Source organism: Rheinheimera tangshanensis (assembly GCF_014645135.1).
GTDB lineage: Bacteria > Pseudomonadota > Gammaproteobacteria > Enterobacterales > Alteromonadaceae > Pararheinheimera > Pararheinheimera tangshanensis.
In genome coordinates this window covers 100,848-119,816 of the sequence record NZ_BMLH01000009.1, presented here as the reverse complement: position 1 = coordinate 119,816, position 18,969 = coordinate 100,848, and the positions used below count along the sequence as shown (strand labels likewise).

The following is an 18,969-nucleotide window of genomic DNA, read 5'->3' as shown; positions in this document are numbered from 1 at the left end:
ATTAACATGAAAGAACTGCAAATTAAGGATATTACCGAAGTAAGCGCTGGTGCCGGTCCCCTGCTGCTTGTTGGTTACTTTCTCGGAGGTGTTGCAACGGGCGGTGCCGCAGCGGCTGGCGCTATTTGGGTAGCTAAGCAGTTAAAGGCTTTGTAATTATGCAGGAATTGCTTCAGGAACATAAATTGGTGGTTTTTCTGACCGGCTTTATTTGTGGCGCCTTACTGCTTTTTATCGCATATTTTACAAACTAAATTATAAGCCTCTGATGCAAAAAGGCTCCATTAGTCTTGCTGATGGGGCTTTTTTTCACCAAAGGACTGGCCTACGAATTTAAACAATTATTTAGCTAATTTCTTCCAGACTATCTTCCAGCCATATCTCAAGGTCTTTGGCTGTGGTAGTTAAATCCTGCTTTAACCACTGACGTTTTAAGTGGGGAGTCAGGGGAAGAAGTTCCATCCAGCGCGACACCAGCCAACATAAATTCTGATGCTCAGGCTCAGGGTAAAGTCTGGCCAGTTCAGGGTATTGTTTAAATACCAGCTGCAGTTTATGCCAGAGTGGCTGGTGTTCTATTGCGGTGTTCTCTGCAGTCCAGAAGCGGATAGGTTCAAGCTCAGCGACATGCAGTTGATCCTGCTCTTGCCATCTTTTCATAATTTGATAACGGCCTAGCCCTTCGACAGTGATACCCAGCAAACCATCAGGTAATTGTTCAAAGTCAATAATAGAGACCAGGGTCACCTCAGGACAGATGCGATCAGCGTGATGCTGACTAACAAGCGGATTGATGCTTGCCATCGCAAAGGGGCGTTGACCACTACTGGCTTCTTTCATCATGCGTAGATAGCGCGGTTCAAACAAACGCAGACGCATTTTGCCTTCAGGCAGTAATAAGGTATTTAGTGGAAATAAAGCTATTATAGGGTTCATAACCGCAAGTCGTTAACTACTCTGCGGTTATGTACGCTGTGGCTGGGCTTTCAGATTAGTCTTTTGCAGTTCTTATCGGATCGTCTTTCAATTTAGGGATTTTTAAGCCCAATTCTTTGCCTCTGTTGCGGGCGTAGTAAGTGCAGCCAACAAACATGAGGCCAGAAAACAGTAGCTCAAGCAGAGCCAGAAAAAACTCAGTACCTACGCTGACCCATAAATGTGTCAGGCTGTGGACCATGTACAGCATTACAATAAAGTTAGCCCAGGCAAAGGTATAAGCTTTACCTGTGATCATGCCCCAAAGTGGGAACCACAAAGGCGTCCACAGCAAGGCAAGCAGAACCTTAGCACTGCCCAGTTCTGGTGGTGCTAACCATAAAACCCAGACAGGGATCAGGATAAAAAGCCCGACAAAACCAATACGGCCAAGCCATAGATAAAGACGGGTGGAAGGAGCCATGGCCACAGATAGATCGTTCATAAGGTACTGAATCCGGATGTTTTTAACGCAATAGCGGCTAAAGCAAGCCGTTTACCAAATTGAATAGCCAGTTGATGTTCATCTTTACTCAAATGGCTTGCACCTGATAAGCCACTGACATGGCTTGGGCCATAAGGTGTGCCGCCCGTTTGAGTATGATGCAGTTCTGGTTCCAGATAAGGCAGGCCTATCACCAGCATGCCGTGGTGCAACAACGGCAACATCATACTGAGCAAATTAGCTTCATTACCGCCATGCATACTGCCAGATGATGTAAATACTCCAGCTGGTTTATCCATCAAAGCGCCTTTAAGCCAGAGACTACTAGTGTTATCCCAAAAGGCTTTTAATGGGGCTGCCATATTGCCAAAACGTACAGGACTGCCAAAAGCAAAGCCATCGGCGTCGAGCAAGTCTTGTTCTGTAACTTGCGGATGTATGCCAACGGCTGAGCCATCCAGAGCGGGCACTGTACGCAACATAACTTCTGCACCCGCTTGCTGAACACCAATAGCAATTTTTTCCGCTAAGGCGGCAACAGAGCCATGGCGGGAATAATATAAAATTAATAGCTGAACACTCATGCCAGCAGCGCCAGCATTTTATCGGCAGGCCTTGCTATCACTGCGTTGTCACCCACCTGAAGCACTGGTCTTTCCATCAGCTTAGGGTGTTGTACCAAGGCAGAAATTAATTGCTGTTCGGACAGAGCAGGATCAGCCAGGCCTAAGTTCTTGTATTCATCTTCCTTACTGCGTAATAAATCCCGTGCTGGCAGTTGCAGCGCTTTGAGTAAGGCGGTCAGTTCAGCAACAGACAAAGGCTGCTCGAGATAATAACGCACAGTAAAAGCTTTACCGCTTTGTTCCAACAGCGCCAACGCTTCCCGACTTTTTGAACAGCGATTGTTATGGTAGAGCGTAATCATAAAAAATTATACCTTGGTGTTACAAACGTTTCAGACGATTGAGTTCGGTTTGCCATTGTTTTTTCTTAGCTTCAAGACGTCTGTTTTCTAAGGTGTTATTTTTGCCTACATGGTTTAATGCTTCGTTTAAATCGTCAATAGCTTTAGGGTAAACCGCCATTTGATAATACAAGTCGGCTCTTGCCTCGTAATAACGGGCATAATCTTCCATGGCTTTGTACGTGTCGGCCAACATTTCATAAGCCAAAAAAATGTCATTTTTGTAATAGAGTAAATTTCTTAGTAAATGGACCGCTAATCTGTACGCTTTGCCCTGAAGCGCGGCATTGGCATAGTTGAGCGTAATGACCTGATTATTAGGCTTGAGTAAGTAGTGCTGTTCCAGCATCGACATAGCCTGCTCAGCTTTACCTTGTGCCAGCAGAATATCGGTATAGGCGTCTATATAAAACAAGTTATCCGGCTCTTGCTGTCGTAATTTACTGATAATCTGGTCGGCTTTCTCTACTTGCTTGTCATCAAAATAAGTCAAAGCTAAACCATATTGGTTGGCTTTGGTATTGCCACCAGGCTCTGCCAGTTTACGTAGAAAGTAACTCTGTGCATCTTTTGTCTGGTAATGATAACGCGCCATGACTCTGGCTTTTACCAGGGTGTAGTCCTGACTGTCTGCAACAAAACGCTTGGGAAATTGCTCAGCCCTTAAGCGTGAATCCGCGACCCGGGATTGTGACAAAGGGTGAGTGTACAAGAAGGCCAATTGAGTATTGGCAAAGCGACTTTTTTCAGCCAGTTTATTAAAGAACTCCGGTACGGCATAAGGGTTATAACCTGCGTCCGCCATCAGTTGAATACCAATACGGTCGGCTTCCTGCTCGTTACTGCGGGTAAAGTTAATAGCGCTTTGTTGTGCCAGCCCCTGAGAGGCCATAATACCGGCCATACCCGCTTCCGGATTGACTGTAGCAAGCAAAATTGACCCTAATATTCCCGCCAGAGTGAGAGGGCCGTTTTCAGACCGAGCTTCTACAGAACGTGCAATATGGCGCTGTGTGACGTGGGATATTTCGTGCGCTATGACAGAGGCAAATTCACTTTCACTGTCTGACACAGCCAGCGTACCAGTATGAGAGACGATGTTGCCGCCCAGAGTCGCGAATGCGTTGATGTTTTTATCATTCACCCAATAAAAGCGGAATGGAAATTTGACATCCTGAGCTTTGGCGACCATTTGGTTGCCCATAGAGTTCAGGTATTCGTCCATTAGCGGGTCATACACCATAGGCAACTGGCCCTTGGTTTGCCGCATCATCACGTCACCCAACTGCTTTTCTTTGTCTGGTGTTAAGGTTGAAAAAGCGTTCCCGCCAATATCAGGTAAGGCATTATTGGCTTGAAGTGAGGTACTGCTCAAAGCCAAACCAATACTGAACAAACTCATTTTAATGAGTTGTTTTTTTACTGCAAATCGCTTCATTTATTTTTTGAACTCAGTCATACCGGCTTTAAACACGGATAATTTTAATTCACTTGGTCCGCTTACCCCAGCTTTTTTTGACAAAGCTGCAACAGTCGCGACATCTTCAGATGTGCACTGTTGAGACTCTCAAAGCCAGAATAAGACAGAGTGTACAGTGGTTCAGTTGAAAGTTGTTAAACCACTGATTAATTTCACTGTATTTGGCAAAAAAAAAGCTGCGAAGTTCAACTTAATATAAGCTTTAGCTTCAGTCAGAGCTTATTGTTCAGGCAATAAGCTCAATTCCGGCATTAAAAGCTAAGATTTAATCCCAAAGAAACAGAACGTGGCAATGCTGGTTCAAAAGCACGGCCATTGGCCTGATTGACCACTACAGCCCCGACATAATTTTTATCGGTCAGATTATCTACACCTAGCCAGTAGCGCAGCTGCAGATTGGATAATGCAGTTTCGGTCACTAGTTTCAGATGATAGACAGTAGCTGAAGGGGCAAATAACAGGTTTTGATCGCTGGTAGCTATTTTGCCGCGATACAAGGTATCAAACTGCAACATCCACTCGCTGCTCTGTAGCGGCATCCAACTGATTTGCCATTGAGCCTGTTGTTTGGCTACTCCAGGTAGTAACTTGCCATCCAGAGCACCTTGGGTGAAACGTGCATTGAGCTGAGTGAGCGTCCATTGATGTTGCCAGGATGCAGAGGCAAACCATAAGGTCGACAGTTCAACACCGGTACGTTTAGTTTCACTGGCATTGCGATAACTGGTACGACCGCCACTGGACTGATCGACCACTAACTCATTTTCACTTTCAACTAAAAATACCGCCAGACTGGATCGCCAGTTGTCTTGCTGCCATTTATTACCCAGTTCCCATTGCTGGTTGGTACTCTCTTTTAATCCTAAATTTAAACCTTCGCCACTGCTTTGGTACGCCATCTCGGTAAAGGTGGGGGTTTCAAAACCGCGGCCTGCGCTGATATACCAGGAGACATACTCAGACTGAGCAAAGTTGAGCGCCAGAGCGGCTGAGGTTCTGGCAAAAGCAGTAGATCCGCTGTCGTCAGGGTTTTGTGCTGTGCTATAAAAATCAGTCACATCAAAATCCAGATCAGAGTGGCGAACACCACCACTTAATTGCCAGGCCGGGTCCAGATCCCAAACAAAGCGGCTGTATAAATCAGCAGATTGTACTTCGCCTTCCTCATCGCGGCGCAAATCACCCTGAACACCCTGGTTATTGACATAACCGCGGCGTTCATCGGTACTTTGTTCAAGCGCACCACCTACACTCAGGCGCACCTTGTCAAATTGCCAGCTGTAGGATGCATCCACCCCCTGATAAGGCCGGCTCAAATCAACCACACCTCCGGCTGAGGTTGGCGCAGAACCATCAAAGCCCAAATACTGACCTACATCACGTTGACCAAACCAGGCCGCCACACGCCAGCTTTGATCTGCAAATTGCTGTGACAGGTTTATGCTCCATTGCTGTTGTTTGGTAAATTTACGGGTATCAAAAGTGAGGGCATTGGCCGCGGTTTGGCGCGGATCCTCTTGCCATTCCTGTGCTGTTAAACCTAATGGGTCTTGCAGCAGTGGATCATAAGACCAGTCGTATCTTAGTTGGAGTGTTAGCTCGTTCTCAAAAGCGCTTTGCCACAACCATTGTGCTTGTTGTTTTTTGGCATCACTGTGTGCACGTTGACTTTGCAACTCTGCGTTTTTTAAGCTCAGGGAACTTGCATGCTTACCCTTTACCACAGCTGCTGAGAGCAGCTGCTGACGGGCGAACTGACTGTGACTGAGTTGTACTGAGGCTGAGTTTTCTGTCGGCCAGCGGCTTTGCAGAGCAACCACACCACCTGCGGCATTGCCATACAACACCGCAAGTGGGCCTGTCAGAACTTCAACAGAGGCCAGTTGGTCCAGTAATACTGAACTGAATTGGCCCTGGCCGTCCGGGCTCGACAAAGGAATTCCGTCCTGTAATAAACGTATTCCGCGGATGCCAAAACTACTTCTGCTGCCAAAACCTCGGGCACTTAAACGGCTGTCCTGAGCATAATTGGCTCTGCTGTCGGCCTGAATGCCCGGAATATGCTGCAGTAAACTGGCTGCGTCTGTTTGTAAGGGTTGTCGTTCAAAGCTTTTACGAAAACTGCTGGCTGCGCTGCCAATCCAAGGAGACTGCTGACCCTGAGCTGTCACTACAATGATTTCAGCCGGTAGTTCATCTGGATTCGTATTTTCCACCGCGATAAGAGCTGCAGAAAAAAAACTGAGCGCTAAAGCGCTCAGTTGAAAAGGTAAATAGTTCATGGAGACTGGTTACTCTTTATTGTGGGGATAAACGCAATAACTTACCGTCGTCTTCGTCGGTTAGCAGATACACTGCACCGTCAGGGCCTGCCTGCACATCACGGATACGTGCGCCGATGCGGATGCGCTCTTCGTGGCTGACTTTGTCACCTGTCAGTTCTAAACGTACGAGCTGACCGAATTTTAAAGAACCCACTAACAGGTTATTTTGCCAACCATTGATTTGAGTACCTGTGTAAAAACTCATGCCGCTTGGCGCAATAGAAGGTACCCAGTAGTGCAAGGGTTGCTCTAAACCAGCTTTGGTTTTTACGCCTATCACACCGCCACCGTACTCTTCACCATAAGTGATCACTGGCCAGCCATAGTTTTTACCTGCAGTGGCAATATTGATTTCATCGCCGCCCTGAGGACCGTGTTCGTGAGTCCATAAAGCACCGGTTTGCGGATGAATCGCTGCACCTTGCAAATTACGGTGACCATAAGACCAGATGTCGGCTTTGGCATCGCTCTGATTTGCAAAAGGATTTCCAGCTGCTGGTGAACCATCCTTGTTTACTTTGACTATTTTACCAAAGTGACCAGATAGTTTCTGTGCGTCGTCACGACGAGAGCCTCGATCGCCCATGGTGATAAAAAGTTCGCCTGCCGGAGTAAAAGCCAGACGACCGCCATAGTGATAATTGCTGTCTATAGCTTCTGCCTGCCGGAAAATCACTTTAACATTTTTTAATGTCTGACCATCCAGAGTGGCACTGGCTACTGCGGTGGCATTGACCCCACCTTCACGAGGTTCGCTGAAACTGAAATAAATAGTGCTGTTTTTTGCAAAGTCAGGGTCCAGCACCAAACCTAATAAACCACCCTGGCCCTTAGCATGCACCGCGGGCAATCCAGTAATGGCTTCACTTTTTTCGCCAGTTTTGCTGATGTAACGCATATAGCCTGCACGTTCGGTCACCAGCAAGGAGCCATCAGGTAAAAATTGCATAGCCCAAGGGTGATTGAGACCCGATGACAGTGTTTGCATGTCCAAGGTAGCTTTTTCGGTTTTCAGAGTTTCAGCCACCAGAGGATGAGTCACCAGACTAAGGCCAGCGACCAGACTGAGCAGGGATAGTTTATGCATACAGCAGATCCTTTTTTAGCGTTTATAAATAAACCTGAGCATAATGGATAGCAGAAAAAAGTACTAAAAATGCGGCTGGTATCCATTCTCACAGGATTAACGGAAGTTAATCAGGGTTTTTCAGATAAGCCAGCACCACGTCATGGTGATTGCTGGTTTTAAAGTCATCAAAGACTTTACTGATCCTGCCATCCTGCCCAATCAGAAAACTAATCCGATGTTGGTTTATGCTCCATAAAGAGTGCACATAACGGCATTTTATTAGCGATTCGGTGCAATTTCTAAAGTGTGCATAAATCATCTTGCACTCTGATCACAATCGGCTGCAACGGTAAGAGTGTTTGACTGCCTTGTCGACTGCTAGTAACTCAGCCTGCTATCAACTTACCTTTAAGATAATCTAAAATCACTTCGTGATGATCTTTGGTTTTGAATTTATCAAATATGTGTTCGATTACTCCTTCTTCACTCACTAAAAAAGAAGTTCTTACGACACCCATACTCTCACGCCCCATAAATTTCTTTAGTTGCCAAACACCATATAATTCGCAAACGGTATGGTCTTCATCAGCGAGTAGGTTGAAATTAAGTTCCTGTTTTTTAGTAAAATTTGCAAGAGCCTTTGGTGTGTCTGGGCTGATACCCAGAATAACCACATTTAATTCATTCAACTCAGATTTAACGTCACGAAGGCCACAGGCCTGCACAGTGCAGCCTGGGGTTGATGCCCGAGGATAAAAGTATACCAAAACCTTTTTCCCTTTGAACGATGACAGTGCCACTGATTCATCATTTTGGTTTTGTAGGGTAAAGCTCGGTGCCTTCTGTCCAATTTCAATCATGCTGGGTTACTCTCAGATTTATAGGATTGCTTGAATTAGTCTACCTGCAACTATACGGAAGGATCTACCCTTCAGATTTTTCGTGAGTCCAAAAGTCGAAAATATTTGGTAATTGTCTGTTTATTATGTTTTTAATTCTAATGAGTTACGAGTGAGTGTTATAAACGTACTGCAAGTTGGAGCTAACTAAGCAATGTTGGATATAGATGAAATTTAGAAATTAGGAAAGCGTGATGGGTAGTTATTTATGGTTTCATAATCAACGTGCATCAATGCGTTCCGTCTAACCACTAAAACGCTTCCATTGGCAGCTTACCTCCAATCTACCAGTTCTCTTACAGGCACATCATACATATCCTCAGCGAGCAGTTTGTGAAGGGTTTCATCATCGAAATACTTAACCAGTCGAATGGCTACACTTGTGGGATGTCGTTTCAGCTCATCAGCTATCTGCCTGCATGTATAAGCCAGATCAATCATGTCATACAGTATATCGTCATCTTCTTTAGACCAGGTCTTGCCAAAGTTTTCGGACAAATCAAGCTCCCCTGTGAGGTAGCGGTGGTAGAAATCTTTAAGCTCACCTATATACATTTCCGAAACCACACCTTCCGACGAGATCTTTTGGTAGCGTCCGGACCGTGGCCAAAGGTACCATTTTAGTTCGTTATAATAGAGTAAGTATTTATACTTATTGATTTTTTTGAATGAAAGCCCTGGGTGGTTCAGTATTTTTTCAAGGTACTTTTGTGTATTTTTGCTCCACATACACTTATCTCATTTTTTCTTGATAGGTTAAGAGTAGAGCAAAATATCAATAATGAGCGATATATCACGTGGTGATATAATCAGTGATTGGTGATAGTTCTGTCTTTTGAACAGAGCAATCATGAAAGATCCACGTCTAGTCGCTTTTGGCGAGCGAGTTCGTAAGCTAAGAAAAGAGAAGGGGTTATCGCAAGAAGCCTTGGCAGACCTTGCCGGTATAGAGCGAAGCTACATGGGACATATAGAGCGTGGTGATCAAAATATTACGTTAATCAAGATATTCCAGATTGCTGAAGCATTGGAAATGTCGCCAGGTTATCTAATTGATAATGAATAATAATTTTTTTATTTTTCACTTTTAGTGAATCGCCACTAGTAATCTACACACTTCTCAGTCGTTCTGGGTAACTGTTCCCAACTCTACTTTTGACTGCAAAACGACACGCCAATTTACCACCCACATAACTGGCTTCTTACCAACAGTTTCGCCAATCTTCCCGTTAATTGATAGTCAACTATGAGCGAATAGCGACTGTTCAGAAAAGACGCTCTTGAAAAAACGAATCCCTGTTTTGCCTTATTTGTGGACATTCGTTTTTTCGTGAGCTCTGAGATTCTCTTCCAAATTAGTTGGCTAAATTCAGTTGGCCACCGCCCCCAATTGAAGTCAACGTTGAGCAGGTGTTGTAGTTCACAAACCAGTGCCAACTGACTGGATCAGATTCAGTTTCTCGACTAACGCTAATTGCTAGCACGATCTATTCTTACGAAATTGAGCTTGATTTATCCTGATCGGCTTAACATGCTTGCAAGCGAAAAAACGAGCTTTGACTTTTGGGTCGTCGTGGCAAGTGAATCAGGAATAGCTCAAGTGCATTTACGCGCGCAGGGTGAGGACTACGAGCCCTACTTTTTACCTACAGGCGTTAAAATTTCTCTGAGTTCTTCCGGAATGGACATCGGCTTAAAGGCACTGACGTTCGACCGCCCCGTATTGCCAGATGGCAGGCGCTCAAAGATATGTCCAAAAGGTGTTTACAACAACCGATAGTTTTGCCCGGCCATTTCGCGCCAGTCTGCCGTGCGAAGGGCCTACCAGAGCATCTTCAAGTAACTCCACATGACAGCTGACCGAGAATATGGGCAAACTCCATATATGCAAAACGTCTCTCATAGGCAAGCAAGACCTTTGGTTCCATCACTATCCCTGATCAATTAAAATGCAGTTTCTGCTGGCTGTATTATGATACATTTAATGCTTAAAGTAACTTTAGAGTTGGTGAAAGGCAATGAAAATTGGTGAACTGGCGGCGCTGGCCGGATGTGAAACGGAAACCATCCGATTTTATGAAAAACAGGGATTGTTAGCCGCTCCGGCAAGAACCGCCTCCGGATATCGGACTTATCAGCAGCGCCATCTCGAAGATTTGCAATTTATCCGGCATTGCCGTGCCTTTGATATGAGTCTGTCATTGGTCCGGCAACTCCTGAAGTTTCGTGTAGATCCCAGCCAACCTTGTGGGCAGGTCAATACGCTGATCGATGAGCAATTGGGGCATTTAGACACGCAATTAACCCAACTTCATCAGTTAAAAGCGGATTTACAGGCGTTACGGGAGCTTTGCCAGGATGACCATCAGGTCAAAGACTGTGAGATCCTGAAAAATCTGGTGCATCCATGTACCAGTGATTGTGTACAACATCGGTGAAAAAACTGTTGACCTTAAAGTGGCTTTATAGTTTTTAATAGAGATATCTTGTTCAAAGTGAGGCCACCATGTCAGATTGCCAATGTAAAGCTCAGGTGCAAGTCTCTGAAAATGCTCAGTTGCCTGAGTGTTCTGCATCAGATTTGCACCACAAAACCCGTTACCACATTCGCAAGATGGACTGTCCCTCAGAAGAAAATCTGATCCGGATGGCGCTTGGCGCGTTGCCACAGGTGCAGCAGTTGCAATTTTTCCTGCAAGACCGGCAGCTTGATGTGGTGCATCAAGGCAGTCCGGACGCCATCACCCAACGTCTGGAAACATTAAATTTAGGTGCTGTACTGCAAAGCTCAGCGCCGTTTCAGGCCGACCCAACTGCGTCAGCTGATAACAGCAAAGCTGATGCTGACGAACGTAAGCTATTACTGCGATTATTGACGATTAATGCCGTGATGTTCGTCACAGAACTTATTGTCGGAGTCTGGGCACAATCCACCGGCCTTATTGCCGACTCGTTAGATATGCTGGCCGATGCCGCCGTCTACAGCGTTGCCTTGTTGGCTGTTGGCCTTAGTGCCACCAAAAAAGTCAGGGCTGCCCATCTTTCAGGTTGGTTGCAGGCGTTGCTTGCAGCCGGTGTGTTGTTCGAAGTAGCACGACGGTTTTGGGCTGGCACTGAACCCATGTCGACGCTGATGATTGTGATGGCGAGTGTGGCACTTATAGCAAACACTTTATGCCTTTATCTCATCTCACAGTCACGCAGTGACGGTGCACACATGAAAGCGACCAAAATATTTTCGACCAATGATGTTCTGGCGAACCTCGGGGTGATTGTTGCCGGTGGCCTAGTCGCCTGGACGGGATCGGGCTATCCGGATTTAGTGATTGGCTGTATCATTGGGATAATTGTCCTTGATGGTGCAAGACGTATATTAGCGCTCCGCGCTTAACATAAAGGATTGTTGTGTCTCACTATTCCCGATGGATATTGTGGTTTATGCTCACGATTATGCTTAATCATGCTTTTGTAGCCTGTGACAGCATCGTCGTGCATTTGCCTACAGAACATCATAATCTGATTTCTTTCGGGGATAATGCTGCGCACCAACACAATGAACATCAAATGATGCACGCCAATGAGGCCGTCAATGATATGGACGACCCACATGAGGTCCATGCACATGTGCTGTGTTTTGTCGCTTATATGACAAGCGCATCGGCAGAGTCCGTTGTTCAGACCATCGTCCCGTTTTCCCATGCTGAAGTCTTCAGCATGACGTACGCTCCTGCTGTGCCCCCGCCAAATGCCTGAGATCATCGTTTTTAGTTAACAACGTGATTTTACATTTGACGGAGAATTTCTATGTCCCGCCCTTATTGCAAAGGCGCTGTTGCCTTGGCATTGCTGTGTGTCGCATCTTTTTCGGTGACGGCGCAAGAGCTTGCGATCACTACAGCGTTAGAAAGAACTTTAACGAGCAGTCCACAACTGCAACTTTATCCTTATCAGCTTCGGATTGATGAAGCTAAAACCCTACAAGCTGGTCTTAAACCAAACCCTGAGCTTGGTGTTTCTGTGGAGAACGTCCTTGGAAATGGCAGCCTCAGCGGCGTTAAAAGCGCAGAGCTTACGCTGACACTGAGTCAGCTCATTGAACTTGGCGACAAGCGTCAGCGCCGTCTGGAGAGCGCAAGTGCAGGGAAAGCACTGACACAGGCCCAATACGAACTCGACCGGGTGGATGTTCTGGCCAAAACCATGACCGACTATCTGGATGTGTTGGAATTGCAGACGGTGCGCAGCTGGACCGCTGAACGCCTGGTGATGGAGCAAAACGCACTGCAGGTCGCGACAGAGCGGTCACGGGCAGGACTAGTCACTGACGCGGATGTATTGCGGCTGAAAAGTCGGGTGCTCAAAAGCCAGATGGATTTAAAAGCGCTCAAAGCCGAACTGCAGGTTGCAGTACGCCAGTTAGCCGCCAATTGGTCCAATGAACCGGATTTCGATACGGTGCAGGGGCAGTTGGCGGTGTTGCCGATGCTGCCATCGCTCAATGAGATGCTGGCAGCGCTTGATAGCTCGCCACAACTTGGGTTCTATCTGACACAGGAGCGTTTGGCGGGCACGCTGCAAAACCTGGCGATCGCCAATGGCCAAACCGACCTTACAGTCGGGGCTGGGGTGCGCCGTAACGAGCAGCTGAATGAGAATGCGTTTGTGCTCAGTGTCAGCATGCCTCTGGCACTTTCAAACCCCAATGCCGGTGAGATTGAAGCAGCGAGGGTGACTTCAGAGCGTTCAGCGCATCAGTTAAAGCTCAGTCGTCAGCAATTGCAGCTCTCTACGGGCCGGTTATATCAGCAATTAACCCTGCTTTCAGAGCAAATCCATGATCAGCAACAGGCCATTCTTCCGGCGGCGGAGTCGGTCGTGCAAAGCACACTTAAAGGGTATGAGACCGGCATCTTTGATATGACGGATTTGCTCTCTGCCCATGAAGATTTGCTAAGCGCCAAACGCAACATGATTGACGCTCAGGCCCAGTTTCACCGTCAGTTAGTCGAACTCGAACGTCTGGTGGGAATGCCTTTAGTGGTCAACGGACCTGCTGCATTACCATCCCGCATGAAGGAATAACAATATGATGAATTACATCCGTTTTATATCAACGGCTTTACTGCTAACGGCATTCACAGGGTTTTGTGGCCCGTTACAAGCCAGCGAAGAGCATGACCATGCTGACGAAGACGCACAAACCGAAGAGAGAAAAGGCCCCAATGGCGGGCATTTACTGGAAAAAGGCTCGCTGACACTGGAAGTTGTGCTCAGTGAAAACGGCGGCAAACCAGAGTTTCGTTTATTTGCATCTGATAATGGAGAGCCTCTGGCCCCCGGGACTTATCAGGCCGGACTGACACTGGAGCGTCTGGGAGGTCGTCGGGATGTGCTGACTTTGCGCCCACGTGGTGACATGCTGGTCAGTCAGGAGCCGGTCGCAGAGCCGCATTCATTTGAAGTGGAAGTTGCACTCAGTGCCAAAGGTCAAAATCATACCTGGCACTTTGAGTCCTACGAGGGACGCACCGAACTTGAAGCGGATGTGGCAAAAGAGTCCGGTTTAATCAGCGAGCCTGTGACTTCAGGTCGTATTCGCACTCAGGCGCATTTGTTTGGTGTGGTATCGGTGATCCCAGAGCAGCAAAGCAGGCTCAGTGCGGTCTATCCGGGCGTCGTGCAAAGTGTGGCGGTGCGGATTGGCGACAAGGTCAAAGCGGGTCAGGTTGTGGCCACGGTACAAAACGCAGCGACATTAAAAAATTACAGCATTAAGGCGTTGTCGGACGGTGAAGTTACTAACCGGTTTGTGAATCCCGGAGAAAAGGTATCGGACCAGGCGTTAGTGGAGATCAGTGATTTATCCACCGTGTATGTCGAAATGTCGGCCTTTCCGGGGGATACCGCCAAAATGGCGCGGGGCAATCCGGTGGTCGTGCGTGATGTTCATGGCGAAGAGCAAACGTCCAGCCAGATTGAATATATTGCGCCACAAATGACCGGTGGCCATATCGCCAGAGCCCGTGCCGTTGTGCGTAATGACAACGGGTACTGGCGTCCGGGTATGCACGTGAAAGCCGATGTGGAAGTGGCCTCGGTGGAAGCGCGCCAAATCGTGAAGAAATCAGCCCTGCAGGAATTTAACGGTGAGACCGTTGTGTTCATCCGGGTAGGCGATATTTATGAAGTGCGAATGCCGGAATTTGGTGCCAGTGACGATAGCTTTATCGAGGTGTTGTCAGGTCTGGAAGAACACGTTGAGGTGGTCACCCAGAATAGTTTTTTAATCAAAGCCGACATCCTGAAGTCTGGCGCCAGCCATGAACACTAGGAGCCAGCCATGATCCAGAATATATTGCGACTATCGCTCAGTCGCCCGTGGATGATGATGGTCTTCGGACTGCTGATCCTCGGCGTGGGCGTCTGGCAGACATTACGACTGCCGGTTGATGCGGTTCCCGACATTACCAATGTGCAGATCCAAATCAATACGGCTGCGCCTGGTTATTCCCCGCTTGAATCTGAGCAGCGCATCACCTATCCGGTCGAAACCGCGATGGCGGGTCTGCCACAGCTGGAGTACACCCGCTCATTATCCCGCTATGGTTTGTCTCAGGTGACCGTCGTCTTTGAAGAAGGCACCGATATTTATTGGGCCAGACAGCAAGTGGCAGAGCGGTTACAGATGGCCCGTCAGGATATTCCACCAGGCATTGAGCCGGAAATGGGGCCTATTGTCTCGGGGCTTGGCGAGATTTTTTCCTATACCGTCAAAGCCACCGGCGAGGCACTGAACGCAGATGGCAAGCCTTATACCGCTGAAGATCTGCGGACCATTCAGGATTGGGTGATCAAACCCCAGTTGCTGAAAGTCAAAGGCGTGACGGAAATCAATACCATTGGTGGTTTTGTCCGCGAATATCAGGTTGCCCCTGATCTGGTCAAATTGCTGGCGTTTAAGCTGACGCTGGATGATCTTGCCGATGCCTTAGAGCGCAACAATGCCAATATCGGTGCAGGCTACATTGAACGCAATGGGGAACAATGGTTGATCCGCTCACCAGGTCAGCTGAAGTCAATTACCGAGATTGAAGAGCTGGTCGTGACAAAACGCGATGATGCCCCGGTCCGGGTCAAAGACGTCGCGCAGGTGGCTATCGGCAAACAGCTTCGCACCGGTGCTGCGACGCAGGACGGACAGGAAGTGGTCCTTGGCACTGTGATGATGTTGCTTGGCCAAAACAGCCGAACCGTGTCACAGGATGTTGCCCTGAAGCTTGCAGATATTAATCAGCGGTTACCCAAAGGCGTGCAAACGGAAATCAGCTACAACCGGGAAGTGTTGGTTGATAAAACCATTGATACAGTGAAACGAAATCTGTTTGAAGGCGCGGTGCTGGTGATTGTCGTGCTGTTTCTATTTTTGGGTAACATCCGCGCCGCCATTATCACGGCCCTGGTGATCCCGTTGAGTATGCTGTTTGCTATCTCCGGCATGGCAGCCAATAAAATGAGCGGCAATCTGATGAGCCTTGGCGCGATTGACTTTGGCCTGATTGTCGATGGTGCGGTGATCGTGGTTGAAAACTGTCTGCGCCGCTTAGGCATGGCTCAGCACCATCATGGCCGGTTGCTGACGCTGTCTGAACGGCTGGAGATTGTCTATCACGCCACAAAAGAGGTGATCACGCCTGCAATGTTTGGTGTCTTTATCATCATGCTGGTATATCTGCCGATTTTTGCGCTCAGTGGGGTCGAGGGCAAAATGTTCGAGCCGATGGCTTTCACGGTGATTGCTGCATTATTGGGCGCCATGATCCTGGCCCTGACCTTTGTGCCAGCGGCCATTGGGTTGTTTGTCAGTGGTCCTATCTCTGAGAAAGAAAACCGTCTGATGGCATCAGTCCGTCGCACGTACCATCCGATGCTGAAATTTGCCCTTGGCCAACCTTTGCTTGTCGCTATTGCTGCCCTGTTGTTAGTCGGCAGCTCTGTGTGGCAGGCATCCAGAATGGGCAGCGAGTTTTTACCTCAGCTCGATGAAGGGGATATTGCGATGCATGCCATGCGTATTCCCGGCACCGGCCTTGCGCAATCCGTTCAGATGCAATTGGCGCTGGAAGCTAAAATTGCACAGGTGCCTGAAGTGGAACGGGTCTTCTCAAAAATTGGCACTCCGGAGATAGCAACCGACCCGATGCCACCGAATGTCGCAGATACCTTCATCATGCTCAAAGAGCGCAGCCAGTGGCCAGAGCCTTCGGATACGAAAGCAGATGTAGAGCGGCGTATTAGGGCTATCGTGGAAAAAGTCCCCGGCAACAATTACGAGTTCACGCAGCCGATCGAGATGCGCTTTAACGAGTTGATTGCGGGTGTCAGAGCGGATGTAGCTATTCGGATTTACGGTGATGATCTGGATGCACTGAATGCCGTCGGCGCGAAAGTAGCTGCTGTGTTGGCTGACGTGCCGGGAGCTGTGGATACCCGGATGGAGCAAGCCGACGGGCTACCAATGATTTCGATTGAGCCGGAGCGCGACCACCTGGCATTGGTGGGGATGGATGTCGCGATGATGCAGCAGGTGATCCAAACTGCCATTGGCGGTCGGGAACTGGGCTTGATGTATGAAGGCGACAGGCGCTTTAAGTTATTGATGCGCTTACCGGAGTCACTGCGGGAAGATCCATCGGCACTGGCGCAAATCCCCGTGGCCTTGCCGGTCGATGATTCAGCAGAGCTGCGTTATGTACCACTCGGTGAAATTGCCCGCATCAATGAAATTGTGGGTCCCAACCAAATCAACCGGGAAAGTGGCAAACGTAATGTGGTGGTCACCGCCAACGTTGATGGCCGGGATATCAGCAGTTTTATCCAGGATGTGCAAAAGGTGATGGCCGATGTTGCCCTGCCTGATGGCTATTGGGTGGATTATGGCGGCACCTTCAAGCAACTGCAGTCTGCATCGGAACGACTATCCATTGTTGTGCCGTTGACGCTGCTGTTGATATTCGCCTTGCTCTATAGCGCGTTAAATTCCTGGCGGGATTCATTGGTGGTGTTCAGTGGTGTGCCACTGGCACTGACCGGTGGTGTTTTTGCCTTAGTGCTGCGTGACATGCCGATGTCTATTTCTGCGGCTGTTGGCTTTATTGCGCTATCAGGGATCGCTGTGCTGAACGGCATCGTGCTGGTGAGCTTTGTTAAGCAATTGCAGGAAGAAGGTCAGCGATGGCGTCAGGCGATTGAAAATGGCGCTTTATCCCGTTTAAGACCGGTACTGATGACGGCGTTGGTGGCAAGTCTTGGTTTTGTGCCCATGGCATTTAACACCGGGACCGGCGCGGAAATTCAGCGGCCACTGGCAACAGTGGTGATTGGCGGCATTATTTCGTCAACCTTGCTAACCCTGGTGGTATTGCCCGCGTTGTGCCGGCTTATCCGGTCAAACAAATAACCTAATGAACGCAGCGAAAGCTGCGTTTTATCCTCAAAGGAGGATGTATGCGTCTTATCAAACTGCTGTTGATAGTTACCACGGCTTTAGTGTTGTGGCCAAACATGGCCGAAGCGCACCCCATCACCCGGAAAGTCTCTCCTGCTGATGGCGACGTGTTTCCAACATGCCCAGATACGTTCTATGTCCGATTCACGCAAAAGCATAAGCTCAAGCAGTTCATGCTCTCTGATGCGAAAGGGACACTTATTGACGTCGGGTTTCGGCCAAGGACCACTACGAATTGGGAGCATCGTGTTCAGCTGTCTTGTTTACCGGCAGGCCAATATACGATTAGTTATATGGTAAAGGGTCGGGATTTACACGAGATAACCAATACAGTTGGCTTCATTGTGAAATGACGTTGTTTAAGAGCCCTCGAAACTCCACTGAGCATCGAGGGCTCTAAATGAAAGCGAAGATGTTCAGGGGAGCGTTTGCAGTCAATTGTTCCTTACATAGCTATCTGATTGTCAGTCTCCATTGATGGTGGTTTTTTTACATAAAAATGTCATTGCTCGGTTTATTGTAGTGGACAGCTAATTTTTTGTGCTACATCGTTATAATCCGAACGCTTATAACTAGTAAAAAAAGAAAAAATCAATGTGCGCTTTTTTACGTTTTAACGATGTATTGAAGTCTCGAAATTTTCGAGAGCTCAGCTTTAGTTTTGGCAGGATTGTCTGCTTTCAGTGAAAAGCAGTGATTAAAGTGTTACTTTAGGGAATCGCTCATTGAGCTAAAGATGAAACATGTGAGGCATAATTTTACCTCTCTACGGTGACTTCTACTGGCGCATGAGCTTTCGGAGCAAAGGTCATTTTATGAAGTCAGAAAAGGCTGGTAAAACATGAATGGTCACGCCATCGTCACCGTTTGGTCACCGGACATATGTCGTTTTAACCATAAAGTGAACTCTTATGTTCTTTAAATATCAGTTGCTTAGGTGATTTTAAACCATAAAATGAACTCTTGCTTTTTAAACATAAAATGAACTTTCTGTTTTGCTTAAAATGTTAAGTTGTAACTTGGTGTTCATTACTGTAATTAAGTTACAGTTTAGATGACCGACTCGCCATTTATTTCCTAGACATCGCCAAGATTGAAAAAGGAGTTGTCACATATGGAATTCAACATAGGGTCTACCTCAAACGAGAGGCTGCTGTTCAGATTAGATCAAATCAGTGACTGTTGGACCACTACCTAATCAGGGTTTTGCATTTGCATCAATGTATGAATATGTCAGGACAATTGAACAGGATTGGCGGAATGAACAAGGAAACATCGAGTATTGGATTCAGGTCGAAAGATCCC

At 47.6% G+C, this 18,969-nt stretch carries 20 protein-coding genes; 9 read left to right on the top strand and 11 right to left on the bottom strand.

Annotated features, from left to right (window positions below; translation table 11 throughout):
* Positions 1–6: 6 nt before the first annotated feature.
* Positions 7–156 (top strand): hypothetical protein, encoded by a 150-nt coding sequence (locus tag IEW88_RS15430; protein WP_185148624.1) that lies wholly within the window; start codon positions 7–9, stop codon positions 154–156.
* A 189-nt stretch (positions 157–345) separates the two neighbouring features.
* Here the strand turns inward: IEW88_RS15430 and IEW88_RS15425 are convergent, their stop codons facing one another.
* The 10 genes from IEW88_RS15425 to IEW88_RS18710 all read right to left on the bottom strand — a co-directional run bounded on the left by IEW88_RS15425 (position 346) and on the right by IEW88_RS18710 (position 8,888).
* Positions 346–936 (bottom strand): LON peptidase substrate-binding domain-containing protein, encoded by a 591-nt coding sequence (locus IEW88_RS15425; protein ID WP_147904830.1) that lies wholly within the window; start codon positions 934–936, stop codon positions 346–348.
* A 55-nt stretch (positions 937–991) separates the two neighbouring features.
* Complete coding sequence (locus IEW88_RS15420; RefSeq protein ID WP_147904829.1) at positions 992–1,420, bottom strand: DUF2069 domain-containing protein; 429 nt, start codon at positions 1,418–1,420, stop codon at positions 992–994.
* Positions 1,417–2,004 (bottom strand): NAD(P)H:quinone oxidoreductase, encoded by a 588-nt coding sequence (wrbA, locus tag IEW88_RS15415; RefSeq protein WP_147904828.1) that lies wholly within the window; start codon positions 2,002–2,004, stop codon positions 1,417–1,419. The genes IEW88_RS15420 and wrbA overlap by 4 nt, the downstream gene beginning before the upstream one ends.
* Entirely contained in the window at positions 2,001–2,348 is a 348-nt protein-coding gene (gene arsC / locus IEW88_RS15410; protein ID WP_147904827.1) for an arsenate reductase (glutaredoxin), read from the bottom strand. Before arsC ends, wrbA begins: the two co-directional genes overlap by 4 nt.
* A 19-nt stretch (positions 2,349–2,367) precedes the next feature.
* Positions 2,368–3,789: a beta-barrel assembly-enhancing protease gene (gene bepA, locus IEW88_RS15405; RefSeq protein WP_229670539.1), complete on the bottom strand. Its 1,422-nt coding sequence runs from the start codon at positions 3,787–3,789 to the stop codon at positions 2,368–2,370.
* Between the two features lie 329 nt (positions 3,790–4,118).
* Entirely contained in the window at positions 4,119–6,149 is a 2,031-nt protein-coding gene (locus IEW88_RS15400) for a TonB-dependent receptor family protein (protein WP_147904825.1), read from the bottom strand.
* 16 nt (positions 6,150–6,165) lie between these two features.
* Positions 6,166–7,278 (bottom strand): PQQ-dependent sugar dehydrogenase, encoded by a 1,113-nt coding sequence (locus IEW88_RS15395; RefSeq protein ID WP_147904824.1) that lies wholly within the window; start codon positions 7,276–7,278, stop codon positions 6,166–6,168.
* A 106-nt stretch (positions 7,279–7,384) separates the two neighbouring features.
* Positions 7,385–7,579: a thioredoxin domain-containing protein gene (locus IEW88_RS18810; protein WP_260394380.1), complete on the bottom strand. Its 195-nt coding sequence runs from the start codon at positions 7,577–7,579 to the stop codon at positions 7,385–7,387.
* 67 nt (positions 7,580–7,646) lie between these two features.
* Positions 7,647–8,120 (bottom strand): thioredoxin-dependent thiol peroxidase, encoded by a 474-nt coding sequence (bcp, locus tag IEW88_RS15385; RefSeq protein ID WP_147904823.1) that lies wholly within the window; start codon positions 8,118–8,120, stop codon positions 7,647–7,649.
* A 312-nt stretch (positions 8,121–8,432) separates the two neighbouring features.
* Entirely contained in the window at positions 8,433–8,888 is a 456-nt protein-coding gene (locus tag IEW88_RS18710; RefSeq protein ID WP_221411437.1) for a hypothetical protein, read from the bottom strand.
* 121 nt (positions 8,889–9,009) lie between these two features.
* Between IEW88_RS18710 and IEW88_RS15375 the strand changes: the two genes are divergently transcribed.
* Positions 9,010–9,225, top strand: a complete 216-nt coding sequence (locus IEW88_RS15375) for a helix-turn-helix domain-containing protein (protein ID WP_008983417.1) — start codon at positions 9,010–9,012, stop codon at positions 9,223–9,225.
* 569 nt (positions 9,226–9,794) lie between these two features.
* On the opposite strand, the gene IEW88_RS18905 is transcribed toward IEW88_RS15375, so the two are convergent.
* A complete protein-coding gene (locus IEW88_RS18905) occupies positions 9,795–9,908 on the bottom strand; it encodes a DUF3703 domain-containing protein (protein WP_147904863.1) in 114 nt (37 codons plus the stop codon).
* 269 nt (positions 9,909–10,177) lie between these two features.
* Here IEW88_RS18905 and cadR point away from each other — a divergent pair, with 269 nt between their 5' ends.
* From cadR to IEW88_RS15335, 7 genes are all read left to right on the top strand, one after another.
* Positions 10,178–10,597, top strand: coding sequence for a Cd(II)/Pb(II)-responsive transcriptional regulator (gene cadR, locus IEW88_RS15365; protein ID WP_147904822.1), 420 nt, complete (start codon positions 10,178–10,180; stop codon positions 10,595–10,597).
* A 68-nt stretch (positions 10,598–10,665) separates the two neighbouring features.
* On the top strand, positions 10,666–11,550 hold the full coding sequence (locus tag IEW88_RS15360) for a cation efflux transmembrane domain-containing protein (RefSeq protein WP_147904821.1): 885 nt from the start codon (positions 10,666–10,668) through the stop codon (positions 11,548–11,550).
* A 47-nt stretch (positions 11,551–11,597) separates the two neighbouring features.
* A complete protein-coding gene (locus IEW88_RS15355; protein WP_147904820.1) occupies positions 11,598–11,912 on the top strand; it encodes a hypothetical protein in 315 nt (104 codons plus the stop codon).
* Positions 11,913–11,963: 51 nt separating this feature from the next.
* Entirely contained in the window at positions 11,964–13,241 is a 1,278-nt protein-coding gene (locus tag IEW88_RS15350; protein WP_147904819.1) for a TolC family protein, read from the top strand.
* Positions 13,242–13,245: 4 nt separating this feature from the next.
* Positions 13,246–14,490, top strand: a complete 1,245-nt coding sequence (locus IEW88_RS15345; protein WP_147904818.1) for an efflux RND transporter periplasmic adaptor subunit — start codon at positions 13,246–13,248, stop codon at positions 14,488–14,490.
* Between the two features lie 9 nt (positions 14,491–14,499).
* Positions 14,500–17,616 (top strand): efflux RND transporter permease subunit, encoded by a 3,117-nt coding sequence (locus tag IEW88_RS15340; RefSeq protein WP_147904817.1) that lies wholly within the window; start codon positions 14,500–14,502, stop codon positions 17,614–17,616.
* A 47-nt stretch (positions 17,617–17,663) separates the two neighbouring features.
* Positions 17,664–18,017, top strand: a complete 354-nt coding sequence (locus tag IEW88_RS15335) for a copper resistance CopC family protein (RefSeq protein WP_147904816.1) — start codon at positions 17,664–17,666, stop codon at positions 18,015–18,017.
* The last annotated feature ends 952 nt before the right edge of the window (positions 18,018–18,969 follow it).

Excerpts from the sequence above, each read along its gene's own strand:
- IEW88_RS15375 (WP_008983417.1), top strand. The coding sequence starts at position 9,010 with ATGAAAGATCCACGTCTAGTCGCTTTTGGCGAGCGAGTTCGTAAGCTA.
- wrbA (WP_147904828.1), bottom strand. The coding sequence starts at position 2,004 with ATGAGTGTTCAGCTATTAATTTTATATTATTCCCGCCATGGCTCTGTT.
- IEW88_RS18810 (WP_260394380.1), bottom strand. The coding sequence starts at position 7,579 with ATGATTTATGCACACTTTAGAAATTGCACCGAATCGCTAATAAAATGC.
- IEW88_RS15425 (WP_147904830.1), bottom strand. The coding sequence starts at position 936 with ATGAACCCTATAATAGCTTTATTTCCACTAAATACCTTATTACTGCCT.
- IEW88_RS15335 (WP_147904816.1), top strand. The coding sequence starts at position 17,664 with ATGCGTCTTATCAAACTGCTGTTGATAGTTACCACGGCTTTAGTGTTG.
- IEW88_RS15420 (WP_147904829.1), bottom strand. The coding sequence starts at position 1,420 with ATGAACGATCTATCTGTGGCCATGGCTCCTTCCACCCGTCTTTATCTA.
- IEW88_RS15350 (WP_147904819.1), top strand. The coding sequence starts at position 11,964 with ATGTCCCGCCCTTATTGCAAAGGCGCTGTTGCCTTGGCATTGCTGTGT.
- IEW88_RS15340 (WP_147904817.1), top strand. The coding sequence starts at position 14,500 with ATGATCCAGAATATATTGCGACTATCGCTCAGTCGCCCGTGGATGATG.
- arsC (WP_147904827.1), bottom strand. The coding sequence starts at position 2,348 with ATGATTACGCTCTACCATAACAATCGCTGTTCAAAAAGTCGGGAAGCG.
- IEW88_RS18710 (WP_221411437.1), bottom strand. The coding sequence starts at position 8,888 with ATGTGGAGCAAAAATACACAAAAGTACCTTGAAAAAATACTGAACCAC.
- IEW88_RS15400 (WP_147904825.1), bottom strand. The coding sequence starts at position 6,149 with ATGAACTATTTACCTTTTCAACTGAGCGCTTTAGCGCTCAGTTTTTTT.
- bepA (WP_229670539.1), bottom strand. The coding sequence starts at position 3,789 with ATGAGTTTGTTCAGTATTGGTTTGGCTTTGAGCAGTACCTCACTTCAA.
- bcp (WP_147904823.1), bottom strand. The coding sequence starts at position 8,120 with ATGATTGAAATTGGACAGAAGGCACCGAGCTTTACCCTACAAAACCAA.
- cadR (WP_147904822.1), top strand. The coding sequence starts at position 10,178 with ATGAAAATTGGTGAACTGGCGGCGCTGGCCGGATGTGAAACGGAAACC.
- IEW88_RS15360 (WP_147904821.1), top strand. The coding sequence starts at position 10,666 with ATGTCAGATTGCCAATGTAAAGCTCAGGTGCAAGTCTCTGAAAATGCT.
- IEW88_RS15355 (WP_147904820.1), top strand. The coding sequence starts at position 11,598 with ATGCTCACGATTATGCTTAATCATGCTTTTGTAGCCTGTGACAGCATC.
- IEW88_RS15345 (WP_147904818.1), top strand. The coding sequence starts at position 13,246 with ATGATGAATTACATCCGTTTTATATCAACGGCTTTACTGCTAACGGCA.
- IEW88_RS15430 (WP_185148624.1), top strand. The coding sequence starts at position 7 with ATGAAAGAACTGCAAATTAAGGATATTACCGAAGTAAGCGCTGGTGCC.
- IEW88_RS15395 (WP_147904824.1), bottom strand. The coding sequence starts at position 7,278 with ATGCATAAACTATCCCTGCTCAGTCTGGTCGCTGGCCTTAGTCTGGTG.